The organism is Gilliamella sp. B14384G12 (assembly GCF_016101825.1).
Classification (GTDB): Bacteria; Pseudomonadota; Gammaproteobacteria; order Enterobacterales; family Orbaceae; genus Gilliamella; species Gilliamella apicola_N.
In genome coordinates, this window is record NZ_JACFPU010000002.1 from 247,756 (window position 1) to 268,016 (window position 20,261).

At 31.8% G+C, this 20,261-nt stretch carries 15 protein-coding genes and 1 tRNA gene; 6 read left to right on the plus strand and 10 right to left on the minus strand.

Translation table 11 applies throughout. The features are described from left to right. Positions 1 to 10: 10 nt before the first annotated feature. Together H3S73_RS03730 and thiI are read right to left on the minus strand one after the other, a co-directional pair. On the minus strand, positions 11 to 721 hold the full coding sequence (locus H3S73_RS03730; protein WP_198226372.1) for a response regulator: 711 nt from the start codon (positions 719 to 721) through the stop codon (positions 11 to 13). 131 nt (positions 722 to 852) lie between these two features. Beyond that, a complete protein-coding gene (gene thiI / locus H3S73_RS03735) occupies positions 853 to 2,304 on the minus strand; it encodes a tRNA uracil 4-sulfurtransferase ThiI (protein WP_198235609.1) in 1,452 nt (483 codons plus the stop codon). Between the two features lie 425 nt (positions 2,305 to 2,729). On the opposite strand from thiI, the gene secG reads away from it, so the two are divergent. The 3 genes from secG (at position 2,730) to H3S73_RS03750 (ending at position 4,311) form a co-directional block, all read left to right on the plus strand. Further along, the gene (secG, locus tag H3S73_RS03740; RefSeq protein ID WP_086326976.1) at positions 2,730 to 3,104 is read left to right on the plus strand and encodes a preprotein translocase subunit SecG; all 375 of its coding nucleotides are present in this window, start codon (positions 2,730 to 2,732) and stop codon (positions 3,102 to 3,104) included. A gap of 7 nt (positions 3,105 to 3,111) precedes the next feature. Then, positions 3,112 to 3,197, plus strand: a tRNA-Leu gene (locus H3S73_RS03745). A gap of 625 nt (positions 3,198 to 3,822) precedes the next feature. Next, positions 3,823 to 4,311: a hypothetical protein gene (locus H3S73_RS03750; RefSeq protein ID WP_198235610.1), complete on the plus strand. Its 489-nt coding sequence runs from the start codon at positions 3,823 to 3,825 to the stop codon at positions 4,309 to 4,311. A 207-nt stretch (positions 4,312 to 4,518) separates the two neighbouring features. Here H3S73_RS03750 and H3S73_RS03755 read toward each other — a convergent pair whose 3' ends face one another. Continuing rightward, a complete protein-coding gene (locus H3S73_RS03755; RefSeq protein WP_172397822.1) occupies positions 4,519 to 4,944 on the minus strand; it encodes a MerR family transcriptional regulator in 426 nt (141 codons plus the stop codon). Between the two features lie 132 nt (positions 4,945 to 5,076). On the opposite strand from H3S73_RS03755, the gene lepA reads away from it, so the two are divergent. Next, complete coding sequence (lepA, locus tag H3S73_RS03760) at positions 5,077 to 6,873, plus strand: translation elongation factor 4 (RefSeq protein ID WP_232352921.1); 1,797 nt, start codon at positions 5,077 to 5,079, stop codon at positions 6,871 to 6,873. A 667-nt stretch (positions 6,874 to 7,540) separates the two neighbouring features. Here the strand turns inward: lepA and H3S73_RS03765 are convergent. From H3S73_RS03765 to mukF, 7 genes are all read right to left on the minus strand, one after another. Beyond that, entirely contained in the window at positions 7,541 to 9,652 is a 2,112-nt protein-coding gene (locus tag H3S73_RS03765) for a peptidase domain-containing ABC transporter (RefSeq protein ID WP_232352922.1), read from the minus strand. After that, positions 9,645 to 10,937, minus strand: a complete 1,293-nt coding sequence (locus H3S73_RS03770) for an HlyD family secretion protein (RefSeq protein WP_198226360.1) — start codon at positions 10,935 to 10,937, stop codon at positions 9,645 to 9,647. Before H3S73_RS03770 ends, H3S73_RS03765 begins: the two co-directional genes overlap by 8 nt. 310 nt (positions 10,938 to 11,247) lie before the next feature. After that, on the minus strand, positions 11,248 to 11,469 hold the full coding sequence (locus H3S73_RS03775) for a hypothetical protein (protein ID WP_198235613.1): 222 nt from the start codon (positions 11,467 to 11,469) through the stop codon (positions 11,248 to 11,250). Positions 11,470 to 12,042: 573 nt separating this feature from the next. Next, positions 12,043 to 12,261: a hypothetical protein gene (locus H3S73_RS03780; RefSeq protein WP_086326965.1), complete on the minus strand. Its 219-nt coding sequence runs from the start codon at positions 12,259 to 12,261 to the stop codon at positions 12,043 to 12,045. Positions 12,262 to 12,637: 376 nt separating this feature from the next. After that, positions 12,638 to 17,056: a chromosome partition protein MukB gene (gene mukB / locus H3S73_RS03785; protein WP_198235614.1), complete on the minus strand. Its 4,419-nt coding sequence runs from the start codon at positions 17,054 to 17,056 to the stop codon at positions 12,638 to 12,640. Positions 17,057 to 17,058: 2 nt separating this feature from the next. Next, on the minus strand, positions 17,059 to 17,781 hold the full coding sequence (gene mukE, locus H3S73_RS03790) for a chromosome partition protein MukE (protein WP_198235689.1): 723 nt from the start codon (positions 17,779 to 17,781) through the stop codon (positions 17,059 to 17,061). A gap of 43 nt (positions 17,782 to 17,824) precedes the next feature. Next, positions 17,825 to 19,147 carry a chromosome partition protein MukF gene (mukF, locus tag H3S73_RS03795; RefSeq protein ID WP_198226354.1) on the minus strand — a complete coding sequence of 441 codons (1,323 nt, stop codon included), beginning with the start codon at positions 19,145 to 19,147 and terminating at the stop codon, positions 17,825 to 17,827. 320 nt (positions 19,148 to 19,467) lie between these two features. On the opposite strand from mukF, the gene H3S73_RS03800 reads away from it, so the two are divergent. Next, on the plus strand, positions 19,468 to 19,764 hold the full coding sequence (locus tag H3S73_RS03800; RefSeq protein WP_198235615.1) for a hypothetical protein: 297 nt from the start codon (positions 19,468 to 19,470) through the stop codon (positions 19,762 to 19,764). A 30-nt stretch (positions 19,765 to 19,794) separates the two neighbouring features. Further along, the gene (locus tag H3S73_RS03805; RefSeq protein ID WP_198235616.1) at positions 19,795 to 20,001 is read left to right on the plus strand and encodes a hypothetical protein; all 207 of its coding nucleotides are present in this window, start codon (positions 19,795 to 19,797) and stop codon (positions 19,999 to 20,001) included. Positions 20,002 to 20,261: the final 260 nt, after the last annotated feature.

Genomic DNA, 20,261 nt, shown 5'->3' on the forward strand with positions numbered 1-20,261 from the left:
ACTGATTTCGTTATACATCATCATGATTATCAATAACAAATAAATATCCCTTAGAACGTAAGGTTTTAATCCACGGTAAACCATCACTACGAGGAGGAAGTTTTTTCCTTAAATTAGATACATGGACATCAATTGAGCGAGCAAGCGGAATAAATTCCTTACCTAAGACTGTTTCGCTCAACGTATCTCTAGATATGATTTTACCACCATTTTCAAGAAATTTAAGTAATACTTGAAATTCCGTACCAGTTAATTCTATATACTTATTATCATAATAAACTGACTGCTGTTTTCGATTTAATACCAATTTATCAACTGTATACTGTTGAGGAAGATCATCTGTTTCATTAACTAAATTATCCCAGCGCGTTCTACGTAATAGCGCGTTGATTCTAGCTATAAGTTCTCTATCATTGAAAGGTTTTAAAATATAATCATCAGCACCAAGTTCAAGCCCAATAATTTTATCATATTCATTATCTTTAGCCGTTAAAAAAATAACAGGGACAGTAAATTTGCTTCTAAGTTGAGATAACACATTTAATCCATTCATTTCAGGCATCATTATATCGAGCAGAACCAAATCAAATGACATATCAAACTTCTCTAAAGCTTGCACGCCATTATTCGCCGTTTCAACTTCAAACCCCTCTAGTTCAAGAAGCTCGGATAACAACGAGGCGATTTCTGGATCATCATCCACTACAAGTAATTTGTTCATTACAATCCTCTGTTTACTCATATATCATATTTATTTTTATCGAATTACATCAAGGTTTCACACTTTGCCAAATTATTATATATGCAAAAAATGCTATCAATACTAACAATATAGTAAATAATTGTTAAGTTCTACAATTTTAATACGTTAACATTAGAAAAACCTTGATCAATAAGATAAAGTGCTTGTAATTTACTCATCACTCCACGGTTACAATAAAGCAAATACTGCTTGCTTTGATCCAAATCACCAAATTGGGAGGCTAATTTATAAAAAGGAATTATTTTAATTTCAACATTATCGCCTAATAGTAAAGGATCATCCTCTTGTTCATCTGATGGGCGAATATCAATAATAATATGATCGTTATTAAGAGTCGATACGGTTTCAACCTGTTGAATTGTTGTGTCTGATTGTTTAGCTATTTCACGAATATCAATGTTTTCTGCATCTTCTATAGCTTTATTAAGTATTGAAAAATCAAAATTCAACTCTTCTGCTTCAATTTTTTCTTTAATGGCTTTGACAGTTGGACTTTTAGATATTACACCACAAAATTCAGGCATGGTTTTAGCAATATCTTCAGTGCCGATTTGTCGAGCAAGATTGATAATGGTTTCTTTATCGTGAGTGATTAGTGGACGTAAAATCAATGTATCACTAACATTGTCAATTAAGCGTAAATTAGTTAATGTTTGACTTGATACTTGACCAAGAGCTTCACCTGTCACAAGAGCTTGTACATTATAACGCTGAGCTATTTTAGATGCGGCACGGATCATCATTCTTTTTAAGATTACACCCATTTGTCCATCATCAATTTTTTCCAAAATCTCACCAACAACATCTGAAAAATTGATAGCAATAAAACGTACTTTATGTGAACTTCCAAAACGTTCCCATAAATAGTGAGCCATCTGTTTTACACCAATTTCGTGAGTTTTTCCTCCAAGATTAAAAAAACAGTAATGAACTCGACTACCTCGTCGCATCAGCATATAACTTGATACACCTGAGTCAAATCCACCAGAAATCAGTGAGATAACATCTTCTTGAGTACCAGTTGGGAAACCACCAATACCATCATGTCGACCTTTAACAAGTAATAACTTATCATTGTCAATTTCTAAATTAACCGTAACCTCAGGGCGTGTTAGCTTTACCTTAGCTGAAGGCACATATTTATTAAGTCCACCACCAACGTAACGTTCAACATCAATTGAAGTAAAGTCATGCTTTCCTCTGCGTTTAACCCTTACACAAAAAGTTTTATTTTCAATTAAAGGGGCATAGTAATTTAAAGCTTTTTCGAAAATATCATGCATATCGACATAAGTTAGTTCATCGACAGCTAGAATATGATGAATACCTGGGATTCGGGTTAGTAGTTCTAGAATTAAGGATTCACTATTTGCTATTTTTGGACGAACTTCAATAAAATCCCAATGACGAATAACAGCAACATCTTCTATATGATGTTTTAATATATTACGAATATTGCTAGTTAATATTTTGATAAAACGTAAACGAACGGAATCACTTTTAATCGTGATTTCAGGAAAGAGTTTAACAATAAATTTCATAAAACTAAGATATGTTCTAAATAAAAATAGCGGTCATTATACTGTTTTTCTAAAAAAACATACAATTTAATCCAACAAATATTGAATCTAAAATGGATTAGAAAAACAATTTGTTATATCAAATCATTTGAAAATATTAATTTAAAATGATATTTATTACTGTAACTTGATCATAATTGATGTAATAAAGTTTTATTTTGTATCTAAAAATAAAGAATTTCTATAAATCAACTACCCTACCGATTAAAAACAGTAAACGAATATAATTTTTTTGTATAAAAATTAATATTGATAATAGTTTTAAAACGTCGAAACTCAAATTATACCAACAATACCTTAAATTTTACTTGCTTGTTGCTCTGTCTTTCGTTAATATTTCGCTTCAATAAATTCTGTTGTATAAAACATAAAATTGACAGGTTGAAATGTACGGACTTTTAATTATAAGTTATTTGATCATTGCACTAGCAATAATCGTATTAGTTTTAATTCAGCGAGGAAAAGGCGCCGATATGGGGTCTTCTTTTGGTGCGGGTGCGTCAGCAACTTTATTTGGTTCATCAGGAAGTGGGAACTTTTTGACTCGCACAACAACTTTATTAGGTATATTATTTTTTGTGATAAGTATTGTTTTATCTAATTTAGGTAGTCGTGCTCACATCACCTCAACTGGTGAATTTGATAATCTCGAAGATACTGCTCCGGTAACAACTCAGCAAAGCGAGAGTGGCATTACTCCAACAACAGATCCTGTTGTTCAACCTGGACAAATAAATCCAACATCAGATATTCCTGAATAAAAACGGCGCCGTGGTGGTGAAATTGGTAGACACGCTATCTTGAGGGGGTAGTGCTCTAAGGGCATGCGGGTTCAAGTCCCGCCCACGGCACCAAATCAATAAACAGAAACATTCTTTTAAATTCTTTAAAACACATCAAAACTAACAAACACAAGGCTTAACGTCTATTCTGTTATTCATTAAGCATCAGTAAGATACACATTTACAACCAAATTTTTTAGGTATATGAATAGTTATACGGATGCAATATAACTAAAAATCGTGTAACTATGGTACGTATAACCACCTCGTTAATTAATATCCAAATCAAAACGTTATTTTGTCAACAAATAAAAATATATAATACTAAATTAATCATGTTATTAAACATACTATTATATTTTTTACTTAGCAATTATCACTAATAAAACATAACATCTAAAAATTATTTTATTTAGAATAATTAATTTTTAGAATATAAACCACCATTAGTAAATTTTTGAAATATGACCTATCCTTATTTTTAGATATAAATTGATGATACTTTTTATAAAGGTTTATTTTTTTGTTTAAATCATAAGAAATCAATTATTATTAAAAAAGCGAAAGAAAAATATAAAAAAGTATATATCACCTCTATTTTCGGCTATGCTATAAAAGTTCATTTAATAGTTTTTCTATTAGTCTTTATTCTCTTTTTTTATCAAAATAATTACTAAACTCATCAATGGAATATATTATGAAAAAATTAATATCAATATTATTGTTAAGTAGTTTATTTTGCAGTCATAGTTATGCTAATGAAAACCAAAGTAGTTTTCAAAAACAACCTAAGTCACAAAATAATAACCAATACACAGAGTATAAAGCTCAGTTGGCTGATAATGTTTTTTTATCATTTTTTGTCGATAACCAAGAGCAAAAGGCAATACCTGTATTATTTAAAGATGGTAAAAAATATCAACCGTTGAGTGTTGAATTTTGTGTTAAAGATTCTGATGAATGTTGGCGACAATTCCTTTATCATAATTCACTTTCCAAAATTACCTTTAACTTTGATAAACCAGAAAATAAAAAAGATTTATTAGAATGGAAAATAGACTATATTGATAACAATCAACTAGTCACTACTGATTTTATGCTTCCTCCGAAAACAGGAGCTTTACCAAATGGTGATGACGACTATGATCCTTATATTCTTTGGCAATCTGACTTAAGTAATTTCTAAAATTACCTTATGATTCTCGAATAAGATAAATAAGTTAATATAATTGAGATAATGACTGAGTTCTAAGCTGATTTTTATCAATTATATTAGCTTATACCTTTTAAAAAACTAAAAATTATTTATTCTTAACCAATTATACTTAAAGATACAATATAAAAGGTCTCGTCTCTTTTTAGTTATAAATTTTATCAATAATAACTTATTTTTTTATTTAAGATTATTACTCTTTTTGTAATAACTTTTCTTAAACCTTAATAATGCTAATTGCTCATTTAGTTCAGTTATGGTATCAATTAAAATCTTTTCTTGTTGATTAATGATAGTTAGACGTTCATCCAATGTTTCATCACCTTGTAAGCATAACTTAACATAATGTTGTACCTCTTTAATTGACATATTCGCATTACGTAAGCATTCAATCAATTTTGCCCATTGCAAATCTGCATCAGAGAAAAGTCGCTTTTCGTTCTGATCGCGTTGTAGAAATGGAAATAATTTCAATGAATCATAATACCTTAGTGTATGTACTGATAGGCCTAACATTTTAGCTGCTTTAGTCACTGTATACTTAGGTGTTTGGTTTAGTTCACCATTTTGAGCTATTGATGCAATACAGTCATTTATATTTACCATATTTATACCCATGTATTCATAAAAATCAATTAAATAGCTTATTAATCATAATGATTTGATAAACTTGACTTAGAGTTACTCTAACCATTATAGTTCACGCCAATATTTAATAAAAGTATGGGAGAAATTAAAATGAACCCAAATAATATAAGAAATTTTTGTATTATTGCCCATATCGATCACGGTAAATCGACTCTAGCTGATAGATTAATTGAGATGACAAATACGGTCTCTGAACGTGATATGAAAGAGCAATTATTAGATAACATGGATCTTGAAAGAGAACGTGGTATTACTATTAAGCTTCAAACTGTTCGTATGTATTATAAAGCATCTGATAGTATTGAATATGAATTAAATCTAATTGATACCCCTGGCCATACAGATTTCAATTATGAAGTTTCACGGAGTTTAGCTGCTTGTGAAGGTGCATTGTTACTTGTTGATGCTACCCAAGGCGTGCAGGCACAAACTATTGCAAATTTGAAATTAGCTCAAGAACAACATTTAACTATCATTCCTGTTATTAATAAAATTGATATGCCAAATGCTGATACTGAAAGTGTAATTAAGGAACTTGAAGAACTTGAGGGTATAAATTTAGACAATGCTATTTTAGCTTCGGCTAAAACTGGGATTGGAGTTGACAACATTTTAGAATCCATCATTGAAAATATTCCTGCACCTGAAGGCAACAAAGATAAACCTCTTCAGGCATTAATATTTGATTCCCATTATGATGTCTACCGAGGTGTTGTGCTACATGTTCGCATTTTTAATGGTTCAATTCGTACTGGGATGAAAATTAAAATGCTCAAAAGTGAGCTTGAATTTGAAGCGTTACAAGTAGGGGTATTTTTACCTGCCATGAAATCGGTCGAAGAACTTATGGCTGGTGAAGTAGGATTTATTTCTACAAATATTAAAATTGTGTCAAATGTAAAAGTGGGTGATACATTAATTGAACCCAATAAACCTGATACCAATGCAGTGCCTGGTTATAAAGAGGTTAAACCAATGGTTTATGCCGGCCTATTTCCAATAAAAAATGAAGATCAAGAAAAACTGAAAGATGCCGTTGAAAAATTATCGCTTAACGATTCAGCATTCATTTATAAACAAGAAAATTCAATGGCACTTGGAGCGGGATTTCGATGTGGATTTCTAGGTATTTTGCATATGGAAATTATTCAAGAAAGACTTGAACGAGAATATGGAATCGAAATTCTATCTACATTTCCTAGCGTTGAATATCGTGTAACGTTAAAAAATGGTGAAATTATTAGCGTTAACAACCCTATGTTACTGCCGAGTTTTGAAAAGATCGAGTATATTGAAGAACCATTTATTGATGCAGCAATTATTATTCCTATGGAAAATATTGGCGAGATTATGGAACTCTGTCAGGAAAAACGCGGTATTTATGTCGATATGATTTATCTGAATAATAAAATGGCCGAGTTGACATTTAAACTGCCAATTTCAGAAATTGCTTATAATTTTTATGATTCACTTAAATCAATTACTCATGGATATGCATCAATAGATTATCGAGACCGATGTTATATTGTAACTGATTTGGTTAAAATGGATATTTGGCTGAATGATGAAATTGTCGATGCTTTTTCCTTTATTTTGCCAAGAGATAAGAGCTTTGAACGCGGTAAACAAATAGTTCAAAAAATGAAACATGTTATACCTCGTAAACTCTACCCAATGCCAGTACAATCAGTAGTTGAAAATAAAGTCATTGCAAGGGAAGACATTCCACCATTACGTAAAAGTGTAACAGGACGTGGCTATTCCGGATCTGCATCCAAAAAGAAAAAGATAGCTAAAAATATTAAGGAAAATAAAATTAGGCAACGTAAGTTTGGCAGTGTTGATATCCCACAAGAAGCATTTCATGCGGTATTGGATATTCATTGATAATACTAATAGTTGCTGTATTAATTGTATATAATTTAATATTTTGTTATTTTCTAATAAACTCGGATAAAGAAAGTTTTGCTGACAATCGTTGGCAAAACTTTTTATCGTACATAATATAAATTATTTTTTATGTAATCCCACTTAACACAACAATATAAAGTTCTCGATAACAGAAAATTAATGATGACATTATATACCTGTGGTATTAGCTACTGTGTTCTTACTATATCTTTATTTTTGTATTTAGATAATTATCATATTCTATAGACTTAGTATTCTGAACATAACTAAAACAAAAAAACTTAAATAACTATTTTTTTAATTATTGAATCTCAATATTCAGAATAAACTAACTTAAATAATTTTTTTACTCTTAATTTTAATGTGCAACTTTCTGCAAATAGAGAAGTGAAAATGAGAAGCGAAAAATATCAGGAATATTACTATTGCAGAAAATTTTCTAATTAAACATGGTAGTAACAATGTTTATACTAGCTTTAATTCTTTTGTCATCCAAAATTATAAATCACATATTATTGTTAATAAATTGAAGTATTTTATCATCTCAAACTACTTCTTTAATTTTAAAAAACTTTATTACCTATTTATATGTGAAAATTTTTGCTTCTCATTATTTATTTTTGTCTATTTTACTTGCTAATTTTTAACGGTTTACTGAACCAATATCAACAATACGATCAGCACTTTCTATTGTTGATTTTCGATGAGCGATAATAATACGCGTTATTTTTAATGAAGATATTGCCTTATTAATTGTAAATTCATTATCATCATCTAGATGACTTGTTGCTTCGTCAAGAAATAATAAACAAGGTTTACGATACAATGCTCTTGCAATTAGCAACCGTTGTTTTTGCCCACCAGATAAGCTATTTCCTAACTCACTCACTAACGTTTCGTATCCCATAGGCATACTCATAATTTCGTTATGAATATTGCAATATTTTGCACATTCAACAAGCCATTCATAATTTTTTTCAGTATCGAAACTTGAAATATTATCCGATATAGAACCAGCAAAAAGTTTATCATTTTGTAATACACTACCAATAATATCTCTATAATTATTGACACCAAATTTATAAATATCAATTCCGTTTATAAGAACTTCACCATGTGTAGGTGTAAGTAATCCATTCATAACTTTCATCAATGTTGTTTTACCCGCACCTGATGGACCAATAATTGCAACACTTTCACCTGCTCGAATTTTCATGTTTATATTAGTAAAAATAGGTTTAGAAAGATTATCGTATTGATACGCTATATCGCGCAATTCAAATTCAACAGGAATATCTTTAGGGAATGAGTATTTTGATTCAATATCATTTTCAGTATCAGTTAACACAATATCGGTTAGTCGTTCAGTATGTAAATTTAGCATTTTCAAATCTAATACCATATTTATCAAATTTGCAGCCTGTTCTGAGAATTGAGCTCGATATGCAGTAAATGCGATAAACATACCTAGCGTCATCTTATCATCCATAACAAGTGCAGCACCAATCCACAATATTGACGTTTGCTCAATCATCATAATCAATGTGTTAACACCACTAAATATCATTTCTAATTTAGTAAGACGAATATTTGCGTTAGTTGTATCTATATTCATATTGAGCCAATATTGAGCCCTTGACTCAGTGAGTTTCAGTGATTTTAAGGTATCAATACCATATAAGCTTTCCATAAAATGGGAATTAGCTTTTGCCTCTTTCACTATTTTTTCTTCTGATGCTTGTCGATAACGCTGATAGGTTGCAACACGTAATATTATATATATTAGAGTAAAACCACAGACAATCCATACCAACCAGCCCCCATACAAAAACATCATGATAAAAACACCAATTGACATCAAAATATTAATAATACTTTTTACTATATTATTAGTTAGTGTTTTACAAATTATTTCTAAGGATGAAAAACGAGACTGAATATCACCAAGTTTTCTTTTTTCAAAATAAGCTAATGGTAACTTCATTAAATGACCAAAAAGACCTGCTTTCCATTGAATATCGACTAAAGATCCCATAATTAATGATGACCAAGAACGTAACATAGCAATAAATGTTCTAAATAATATAAAAAACAGTAATCCTACACAGATTAATCCGAGTAAACTATGATCTTTTGCCATAATTACATGGTCCATGACCAATTGAGTTCCAACGGGTAGCAATAAATTAATGGATTCTATAATGATAGATAGTGATAGAATTTTAACTAAAAACCCTTTTAAACCATCAATTTGAAAGAGCATTTTAATCAAACTAAGTTGACTGCGTTCTGTGCGAGGTTTAAACTCTTTATCTGGCCACAACTCAAGCGCTATCCCACTAAAATGTTTTGACATTTCATTAAGACCTACTTCACGGCGACCAAATGCAGGGTCATGTAAAATAAATTTACTTTTTTTAACCGCAACTAATACAACAAAATGATTGAGATCCCAATGTAAAATACAAGGGGTTTTTAACTGTTTTATCTCATTTAAATCTAAGGAAAGTGGACGGCTTCTTAAATGTACAGAAGCTGACATATTAATTAATGTAGCAAGAGTTACTCCATGTGATGACACGCCAATTTGATTCCTTAGACTAAATAAATCTACGTTCATCCCATAATAACGGCAAATCATAGTTAAACATGCAAGACCACATTCAGCTGCTTCTGTCTGTATAATTTGTGGTATTTTTCTTTTCCAACCAAAATGTAAACTTTGAAGTATATGCTGAAACTGATTTCTATTCATTGATTGGTCCTGTAATACTTTTCTGAATATCATAAAAAGGTGATAGCATCCATTGATAAATAGGTCTTTTTTCTAAAAATAGAGTAATGTCAGCTTTCATTCCATTTGTTAATTTAATTTTACTATTAAATTTAACCATTTGTTGTTTATCCAGCGAAACCATTACTTTGTAGTAAGCTTGATAATTAATATTATTTTGAGATAATGGCGAACTACTATACGTTGACATTTCTTGGCTAGAGGCAGGCACATTGGATATTGACATAATTTCACCAGAAAACTGCCCAAATTTTTGATAAGGATAAGCTTCATAACGAATATTAATCTTATCATTAACTGAAATATAAGGAACACTTTCATTAGGTGCCCAAAGAACTAAATAGTAACTATCAGCATTAGCAGGGATAAGTTGTGCTAGACTATCATCTGTTTTTACCATCTGACCGTCTGTTACACTAAGTGATTCAATTCGCCCATCACTAGGAGCGCTAATAATTAATGTTCCTTTAGCATTTACTTCTGTTAATTGACGTTGTAGAGCATTTAATTGAAATTGGTATTCAGATATTTTGTTATCAAAATCAGCTATTTTTGTAACTAATTCGCTATTGAGTTGTATGATACTTAAGTTCTCTTGTATTATTTGATTTTGTAAAAATTGATAAGAATTTTGTTGCTGATAATATAAATATCTTTGATTATTGAATTGTTCATTATTAATAAGTCCCTTTTTTTGGTAATCAGCATAGTTTTGCATGCTTTCAAACATTTCACTCATACCTTTTTCTGCATTTTTGACGAGTAATAATGAATCTTGATGAAATCTATTATATTCATCTATTTGTTGTTTCAATGCATTTGATGTGATTAGTTTATTTTCTTTTAGAGTTTCGATAATTTCGTATATATTATTGATTTGATTATTAATTGATTCGATTGTGTTTTGAGTGACATTACCTAACTGCGTAGTTTGACTAACATCTAAATCATAAATGGGGTCACCTTTTTTAACTTTATCGCCTACTTTTACATGAGAGTTAATAATAAAACCTTGCTGTGTTGAAAATAAATTAATCGCTCTTGGTTGTGTAGTTATTTCACCAGGTACATTAATTCGTCTAGTATAAGTACCGAATATGGCAGCAAGTACTAAAACGATAATAAAAACAATCGATAATAAAAAGACAAACCATGCAGAATACCCTTTTATTAATAATGCTTTTCCCATCCATTTTGCTTTCTGGTAATTAATAGCTTCTTGACGAAACAATCCATTATTTTCCATAAAATATTTTACCTGTTTGTACTTTTATACTTAGTTGTTAATAATAATTTTTATTATTTAATTATTTCAATAATTTATTCAATTATATGAATTTTAATTTTGATAAAAAAATCACGTTTAAAATATATTAATAAGTCTATTACTGAATATAATTTACTTAAAAATCAGATCGATTCCATAATATATGACCAACCAAATAAAATAAGTTCTTAATTAACTTTTTGTTTATTTTCAAATAACTAGATCATTTTTTAAAACAAAACGAGAAGCGAACAATCGCTTCTCGTTTAACTATATTAAACAATATTAATTAAAAACGAACAGAACCTGGAAAATGTAGACCTAAATGAGTTTCTACAATCTTACCAATATTTTCGCCTAATATTTGGCCTGCATTTTGGGAAGATTGAGTTAAATCATTATTGATTGCATCAATTACAGCACCAATGCCAGCACCTAAAGCACCTGCTGCATCCATAATAGAACCAGCTCCAGAAACTTGTTCAACTTCAATTAAATTTAATTCTTTCATAATATGTTCCTTTTTTCCATAATAATTTTTTGCAAATTTGAATTAAAAAACACCAATTATTACATGGTATCAATTAAATTCATGATCATTTAAACAGAAAATAAAATATCGATCAAGTCAATTATTATTACGCATAATTTTCACATGAAAAAAATGAACGTTTAATTGAGCATAAATGTTTTAAAATTAATGATTATTTTTACTTAATATTAACTTTTTATAGATAAAAAATTAATGTTAGGTAAGCACAAAAGGAGGTTGTTATTTTTTTGATAGTATGAAGGTAAACAAGAAAAATAATTTCATATACATGTTTTCCTTTTCAAATTAATTGATGATAAATAAGGAAATAATGACAAAATTTTTACTTTCATATTCATGGATAATTTATATCTAATAAAATCCATATAGAAATAAACCATTTAACATGTTAGTTGATATTTTAATTTAACAATTATTAATGATTTCAAAATAAAAACGCTAAATTTTACCTTTAAGGTATATATTTCATTCCTATATGATTTTTAACAATAAAACGAGAAGCGAATCATCGCTTCCCGTTTAAGACATTAATTAAGGACGAAGTGTTGGGAAAGGTAAGCCGATAATAGCTTCAACAACTTGACCGATACCTTGGCCTAATAATCTACCTGAATCTTGTCCAGCAGTGCTTACGTTATGATGAGCTGCATCAACAACAGCACCAATACCAGCACCTAAAGCACCGCCTGCATCAGCGATCCAGCCAGCACCAGAAACTTGTTCTACTTCTACTAAATTTAATTCTTTCATAATGTGTTCCTTTTTTCCACAATAGTTATTTTCAATACTAGAATCTAAAAAATACCATTAATACATGGTACTGTTTAAACTCATAAATATTTAAACAGAAAATAAAATTTGAATCAAGTCAATTATGATTACAGTTAATTTTCACATGAAAATAAATAACCTTTTGATTAATTATAAGTATTTTAAGGGAAATGATATTTTTTTTACTTAACCTTAACTTTTTTAAATAAAAAAAATATATTTTTTGACAAAAATAGAACTATTTTTTGCATAAATACAAAATTAAACGATAAAATATTTTTCTACTTTAGCATACATCATATACGACTAAATTTCTTAAAAAATAAAATATTGCTGGCAATCACCAGCAATATTATTAAGCAAAGCCTTTTAATCCAACAACATGAACATGCTCTTGATTATTAATAACTTTACGAACTAATTTGTATGTAGTCCCTTTTTCTGGGCTGATATTTTCAGGTGCTGCAATAATGAGCTGCATTTCTAATCGTTCACATAGCTCAAAAAGCGTTGCAATTGATTTAGCATCAAGACGAGCGGCTTCATCTAAAAATAATAGTCGGCATGGTGAAATATCTTTATTACGCAGGCGCTTAGATTCTTCTTCCCAGCTTTGAATTACCATCAATAAAATTGACATACCAGTACCAATCGCTTCACCAGTTGATAAAGCACCACTTTCGGCACGTAACCAGCCATCAGCGCCACGATTAACCTCAACGTCCATCTCTAAATAGTTTCGATAGTCAAGCAACTCCTCACCGATATTCTGCGCAGTACGTTGCCCCATATCAATATGTGGATTTAAGCGTTGATACAGTTTAGCTAAAGCTTCTGAGAAAGTGATTCGATTGTTGCTAAACAGATCTTGATGTTCACTTTGCTCATCAGACAAAGCAGCTAATAATGAAGAATGGGCCTCACGAACATTTACGTTTAAACGTACACCATTAACTTGACCAAATGCCACTGCTTGTAAACCTTGATTTAACATGCGGATACGATTTTGCTCACGTTGAATAGTTTTACGTATAATATTTGCCACGCTTTTGGAACTTATCGCTAATTGCTGCTCACGCGAAGTAAGTTCTTCAGTTAAGCGAGATAATTCGATTTCCATTTGTTCAATAGCTTCAATTGGATCATCAGTTTTCACTATATCTTGACGAATTCGTTCTCGCAGATGTTTATAAACTGCAATATAGAATTGAATTTTACGCTCAGGCCGTTTTGGATCTTCGGATAGCCTTAATACATCACGCAGATGTTCATTATCATTCACAGCCAAACGTAGTGAACCCAATGCCTTATCCGACATAGAACGTAGCTCATCAGCACTTAGATAAGCAAGTTCCCGGCGATGTAATCGACGTTCAACACTATTATCTCTGACTAATCTTAATACTAAACACCACCCAGCTTTAGCTTGTGCCACTTGTTCACGTAATTGCTTGTAATCACGTAATGTTTGGGTCAAACGTTTTTGCATTTGTGTCATTTCGCCTTCACAAACAATCAATTGTTTTTCAAGTGAGGTACATTGCTGACGATTATTATTAAGTTTTTGATGAATTTCATCACGTCGTATTCTGGCACGCTCTTCGGTAATCGCATCGGCTTTTACACCAATTTGTTCTATCTCATTCTGTAGTTCATTAAGCATATCTCGCTTAGTTTCAAAAGCACTTTTTAATGAGGCAAATGTCTGATTATACTGATTATATTTATCTTGATATTGCTGCATTTGACGACGAGATTCAGTTCTTTGTGCTTCAACCACTTCCAATCGAGAACGCAATTTTTCATTTAAATCAGTATTTTCACCTAACATACCAGCCGAGTCTTCATAACTAAAGTGAGATCGACGCTGCATCACTTCAGTTAACGCAAATATTTGTTGGCGAATAGTTTGTTGTTGCGCTTTTACGGTGTTGTATTGCTCGCGTAAAGCTTCATTTTGTTCAGGATCGCTTTGTAAAACTGCAACAATTGGCTCCAGCTCTGAAACTGTATTATGGTTCCGACTGACATATTGTACTGCTTCTTGTGCTTCTGCTAATTGTTCACGCAAGTCATCAACTCGATCTGCAAGATCGTCATCAGCCAATAAATGCATTTGTGCAACAAGTCGATTAACGATAGTTAATTGTTCTTTAAGGCTTGATACTTGTTGCTGATTTTGTTTATCAATACTTTCTTGTGATGATAACTGACGTCCGATTTCAGTACGCCTAGTTGCTAATTTTTGTGCTTCAGCTTCAGGATCAATATCAAAAGCTACCGCTAAATACTGACCGATAAATTGCCCAACATTTTGCTCAATTCGTTGTAACTTTTGTAAGTCAAATGATACAGTTGCATAACGTTCATGCAGTTGGTCTCGTTCAACTGATAATTTTTCAAGATGAACCTCGCGCGCAGCCCGGCCAAATAATGGTACTTTAGGAAAGCTAGAAAAACGCCACTGGCGCTCCCCCGTTTTAACCAATACTGCTTTATCCATTTCTTCACAGTCAAATACACTATCATCAAATGATGATGGGTCACCCTCAATAAAATAGATATCTTCAGGATAATCTTCTTCACTTGCAGTAAGAGTTTCAAGTTGTGTTTTTACTAAGGATAAATCGGGCACCACAATAGCTTGCCTTGATGGACCATATACTGCTGAAAAATAAGGGGCATCATCAATAGTGACATCTTCATAAATTTCAGATAGTAATACACCATTAAATCGTTCTGCCAATGCCGATAATCGTCCATCATCAACCCCACTTGGTTGATTAAGTTGTTCAATTTGTATATCCAGTTGATTACGTCTAGAATTGATTTGATCACGTTCAGTAACAAGTATGCGTTCCTGTTCAAGCAATTGCTGCATATGTTGTGTGACCGTTTGGCTATGAGTAAATGTTTGACCAGTTTGTTCTTGCAAAGAAATTAAAGCATCTTGCGCTTTTAACCATGTAGGTGCTTTTTGCCGATATTCAGTAATCTTCGCTTGAATTTGTTCCAGTTCTTGTCTAAATTCAATTCGTTTTTCACTTGATTCATGAGCTAGCTCCGCACTTTCTTCTAATTGTACTTCAAGCGCTTGTTTTAATTCATCCAGATCATCGTAATTAACTTGACGTCCAATACGTTTACAAAATTGGGTTAATAATGATTCTGCTTCTTTTTGCTCAAAAAAACGTTGTTCTAATTCATCTAGTTGTAATTGTAAATGTTCAGCTTGATCAGCTTGATAACATTGTGACGGCCATATCCTTAATGCTTCTTTGGCTGCAACAAATGCATCACTGCGAACCACATCACCTACTAATTTGACAACAATTTGATAAGCTCTATCAAATTGATTGATCGCAGCATCAGAAACACTGAGTCTTTGCTCAAGTTCTAATACTTGTTCAGTTATCTCTTTTTGTTTTTCATCAAACTCCTCAAAATGATTTTCAATATTACTAAGACCTAATTTAGGTAATTGGCATAAAGACTGCGCATTTTTAAGAGCTTGCAGTGCTTGTTGATATTGAATAGCTCGGGTTTGTTGAACATCAAGCGCTTGCTGGTAATCAGCCAGTTGTGTTTTTATTTCATCAACTTCTTGTTCTGTGTGTTCAAATTGATCACGATAAATTTGATATTGTTCCTTAGCTTCAAGTACTACTTCATTTTGTTCTTCAAGCTTTACATTTAAATCATCTAAATCTGCTTGATAGCGATCAATCTTTTCTTGTTGACGCAATGCCGTTTGTGCAAGATTTAGATGATCATTGGCTGCTTGTAAATCAGTTTCCAAATCGCTTTGTGCTTCTTGATATTCTTTCAACTCTTTCGCCATTTCAACTTGGCGGAATTGATTACTTAAAAGCAGATCTTGTGTTTTAAACATATCTCGGCGTAAGCCTAGCACGGATTCAATGTGCACACGACGTTCATTAGCATGACGCATGTAGTCAGCAGCTACATAGTTAGTCGATTCGGTAATAAGATGTTTAAACAAATCTCGATCAGATTGCGTAACTCTAATAGCTTCTAATGTCATTCGATTTTCACGTAGTGCGGCCTCCATATCTTGGAAAGCTTTACGTACACCGCTATTTTCGGGCAATAGATAATCACGTAGTGAGCGGGTAATAGCGCTTGAAATACCACCATAAAGAGAAGCTTCGATCAGGCGATAATATTTACTACGATCGGACGATGTACGCAGACGCTTTGGTAATATACCAAAGTCAAACATCACCGAATGATAGTCAGTAATTGAGTTAAATTGTTTAAAAATTACGCCATCCATTCCCTCAATTTTTTCTTTTAACTCAGGTAATGAAAGGATTCGTGCTTGTTTATCGTTTAAACGTTGAGTGACTAATTCTGTTGGAGTAATACCAACAGATAAACCTTGTATCAAAAAAGGTTTAATATCGACTTTCTTATCTCGACCAGCTACTTGCTGTAAACGTACTCCACAAATTATACGTTGATTACGAGAATTAATTACATCAAGCATAGAATAGCAGACACCAGGTTTTAATTTTCCGTGTAAACCTTTATCTCGTGAACCAGATGTTGCCCCTGCTTCAGTTGTGTTTCTGAAATGTAATAAAGTTAAATCAGGAATTAAAGCAGTAACAAAAGCTGCCATTGTGGTTGATTTACCCGCACCATTACCACCAGAAAGAGTTGTAACCAATTTATCCAAATCAAAGGTTCGAGCAAAAAAACCATTCCAGTTTATCAGTGTCAATGAGTGAAACTTACCATGCCCAATCATAATTATTCTATCTCCTCATTAACATCTTGGTCTTCACTATTATCATCTAAGGTAAGTGATGATTCTATCTTGATTGCTTCACCATCACGGATTAAACGCAATTGAGCTTCTTGCACATCATCACTACTACGAACTTCTGCACCAAAACGAAAAATTGATTCATTAATGCGAAAACGGCTACTGTCATTACCAACAATGAAGAAAATCATACCAAGTCTACGTAATCGATTTAAAGCAGTTTTGACTTTATCAAATAACTTTTGACGATCTAAATCAGATCCAGTAGATCGCTGATTAACTAATTTAAGCAATTTACTTTCATCAGCTAATGATATCAGTTCATCAAACAACTCTTGCAACGTAAAAATCCCTTCATGAGCTAATCGTTCTGGACTTAAGTAAAGGTAACAAAGCACTTTGCCAACTAGCATTTCTAACTCAGATAATACCGAGCGAGAAATTAACGTTGTTGAGCGAGGTCGGAGATAAAAAAAACCTTCTGGTGCTCTTATTAATTCAACATTATAACGTTGGTAAAATTGTTCAAGTTCTAGTTGAAAGTCCATTAAAAATGCATGATGATCAAGCTCATCAATGCCAATATGACGCCCAGAACGCAAAGTACTATCAAGCTCAGGAAAAATTGGGTTTGCAATTGCTTGCGCCAATTTAACTGGCATATATTTATCAATGGATGCTTGTGAACTTGCCGCTATGCGTCCCATAACTTCATCAAGATGATGTGCTGTTTGTTGTGTTTCAAAATCTTTAGTATCTGTTGATGACATGTGCTTGTACCTTAGCTCCATAATCGTTAATAGGTTTCCATTCGTTAGGTATACCGAGCAAATCATCTTCGGCAATACCAAGTCGAATAGCCTGATCGATAAATAACCTTGCTATATCAAAATGTTGTTCGCGTGGAAATTGTGCTAAATAGCTACAAATTGCAATACCAATATCAAGTGGTTTATTTTCTTGTTTAAAAATCAATAAATTTTGTTCAATATGTTTAATAATATGTTCTTGAATCTCTTCAATCATTTCAAATTCAAGTTCTGAAGGTAATTCACCTGTAACTTCTGCTTCATGTAATGCGAGTTCTTCATCACGCATATCAAGTAAACGATCAGCATTTGCAAACGTAAGAGACCATGGTAAATCAAAGTAACTCTGAATTGATTTACGTAATCGTTGAGAAAATACACGGTTTTTATCTAAATCAATCGCTGTTCTAATAAATTTATGAACATGTCTATCATAACCTATCCAAAGGTCTATCGCTTTTTGCCCCCAACCAATAATTCGATCTAATTTACTTTGTAAATCTAGTACTACATTGTTAATTTTATCAAGTTCAGGATTATCAAGCGTTGCATCTTGAATTAATAACAAACTGGCTTGTAGTTTATCGCCTGCTGCAGCTAAAGTATCTTGCAACTCACGAAGTGTTTGTGATGTCTCTGTTAACAATTCTTCACAACTACTAATTGCTGCTTGCCAATCTTGGCTTAATAAAGCAGATATATTTTGCTTAACTTCAGCTTGTTGCTCATCCATAACTCGTTGTGTTATATCAATACTATCAAAAATTTCAGCAACCGAATATTTTAAAGGGGCAAAGACATTTCGATGCCAATGTAAATCATCTCCTCCCTCGACTGCTGCATCTGCAGCACGTTTCAATTCTTGTGCCACAATAGATAATTGAATGGATAAACGGAGTGACGAAAATTCACGCTGTCGAATATAATAATCAGAGATCCCTATTCCAAGGGGAGTTAAACGATAAATCGAATAACCATCAGTCATTTCACTTGCAAAACGTGTAATTAAACGCTGACGCACTAAATCATTAATGGCATTATTGGCTCTTACAGTGATAGTATCTTCACTTTGTTCAAAAATCTGTGAAACATGCCGAAAAGCATCAATTAATTCCGACTCAGTCATTTCACCATCGAAACGCTCGCTATTTAATACAGCAATAGCCAATAAAAAAGCTAACCTTTCAACAGGTAACGTAATTGAAAAATCATTCTTTTTTGCCCAAGAGACCAGTTCAGGTACTGATTGGGAAAAATCCATCATAGAGGTTTCCTTAGATTAACGTATCGTTTTATGTAAAAGTACCTTAAAAAGTTTAATAAACGCAATATATAGTTTTAAAGACAAAATATTACCGATTATATAACAATTTGTAATAGTTAAAAATAACCAAACTTAAGATTTATCATTAGGTGATTGAATATAAACAGTAAGTGAACATTTATTTATCTAGCTTCATTTTAGATTCTATATTGCTTTTATCAAATTTATCCTATCCATCACCCATGCTCAGCTTAACATTACCAAACATCAAAAAAATAATGATAATCATTATCACTTATATTTAAAATAAAGGTGAATATATGCGTAAAATATTTCTTTTAACTCTAGTAGGATTTGCTACTTGCTTTATAACTCAAACAGCCTCTGCCCATGGTATCTGGATTGCCAATCGAGTTGATCAAAAACAGATTATTTTAGGTGAAGGCCCATTGGATAACGGTTATAACCCAGATACGGTAAAACAAATTCATGCCTACACAAACGATTGGATGCCATCATCTATCATAAAAAAAGAACACAGTAACTATGTGACCATTGAGCCATCCGACAAAATATCAGTTGTGACAATTGATTTTGATTATGGATACTGGACATAAAATGCAGATGGAAAGTATGTTAATTTACCCATGAATCAAGTCCAAGATGCCACTACTGGTACTCATACCATAAAATATAGTGTAAATTATTTATCATCTGTTACTAATCCTAAAATCATTAAAGATATTCCATTACAAATTGTACCTAAAATTGATCCAACTAAATTAAAACGTGGGGGGACACATTACCTATTACTGTTTATAAAGACGGTCAACCTCTTGCAAATGTTCCTGTAATTATTGATGTAGTAAATAATTTAGATCAAACTATAAAAACCGATAATAACGGAGAAGTTGATATTATTGTTCCTAACCAAGGTTTAAATGTCATTGGTGTTGAAATTGGTTTTCCAATTAAAAATAGCAAGTTAGCTACCCAAGATAAATTCTTCACAACATTAGTTTTTACTTTAATATCAGAAGAGTAGAATATAAGTTTTCGAAAAACATTAAACAGCAGTAAACCAATAAAGAGACTATTTATTAAATGCACTCAG

Bases quoted from the DNA above. Each gene is read 5' to 3' on its own strand.
- H3S73_RS03780 (WP_086326965.1), bottom strand. From the start codon at position 12,261: ATGAAAGAATTAAATTTAGTAGAAGTAGAACAAGTTTCTGGTGCTGGC.
- mukF (WP_198226354.1), bottom strand. From the start codon at position 19,147: ATGATGGATTTTTCCCAATCAGTACCTGAACTGGTCTCTTGGGCAAAA.
- H3S73_RS03730 (WP_198226372.1), bottom strand. From the start codon at position 721: ATGAACAAATTACTTGTAGTGGATGATGATCCAGAAATCGCCTCGTTG.
- H3S73_RS03800 (WP_198235615.1), top strand. From the start codon at position 19,468: ATGCGTAAAATATTTCTTTTAACTCTAGTAGGATTTGCTACTTGCTTT.
- H3S73_RS03805 (WP_198235616.1), top strand. From the start codon at position 19,795: ATGAATCAAGTCCAAGATGCCACTACTGGTACTCATACCATAAAATAT.
- lepA (WP_232352921.1), top strand. From the start codon at position 5,077: ATGAACCCAAATAATATAAGAAATTTTTGTATTATTGCCCATATCGAT.
- H3S73_RS03775 (WP_198235613.1), bottom strand. From the start codon at position 11,469: ATGAAAGAATTAAATTTAATTGAAGTTGAACAAGTTTCTGGAGCTGGT.
- secG (WP_086326976.1), top strand. From the start codon at position 2,730: ATGTACGGACTTTTAATTATAAGTTATTTGATCATTGCACTAGCAATA.
- H3S73_RS03770 (WP_198226360.1), bottom strand. From the start codon at position 10,937: ATGGAAAATAATGGATTGTTTCGTCAAGAAGCTATTAATTACCAGAAA.
- mukB (WP_198235614.1), bottom strand. From the start codon at position 17,056: ATGATTGGGCATGGTAAGTTTCACTCATTGACACTGATAAACTGGAAT.
- H3S73_RS03765 (WP_232352922.1), bottom strand. From the start codon at position 9,652: ATGAATAGAAATCAGTTTCAGCATATACTTCAAAGTTTACATTTTGGT.
- H3S73_RS03750 (WP_198235610.1), top strand. From the start codon at position 3,823: ATGAAAAAATTAATATCAATATTATTGTTAAGTAGTTTATTTTGCAGT.
- H3S73_RS03755 (WP_172397822.1), bottom strand. From the start codon at position 4,944: ATGGTAAATATAAATGACTGTATTGCATCAATAGCTCAAAATGGTGAA.
- thiI (WP_198235609.1), bottom strand. From the start codon at position 2,304: ATGAAATTTATTGTTAAACTCTTTCCTGAAATCACGATTAAAAGTGAT.
- mukE (WP_198235689.1), bottom strand. From the start codon at position 17,781: ATGGGACGCATAGCGGCAAGTTCACAAGCATCCATTGATAAATATATG.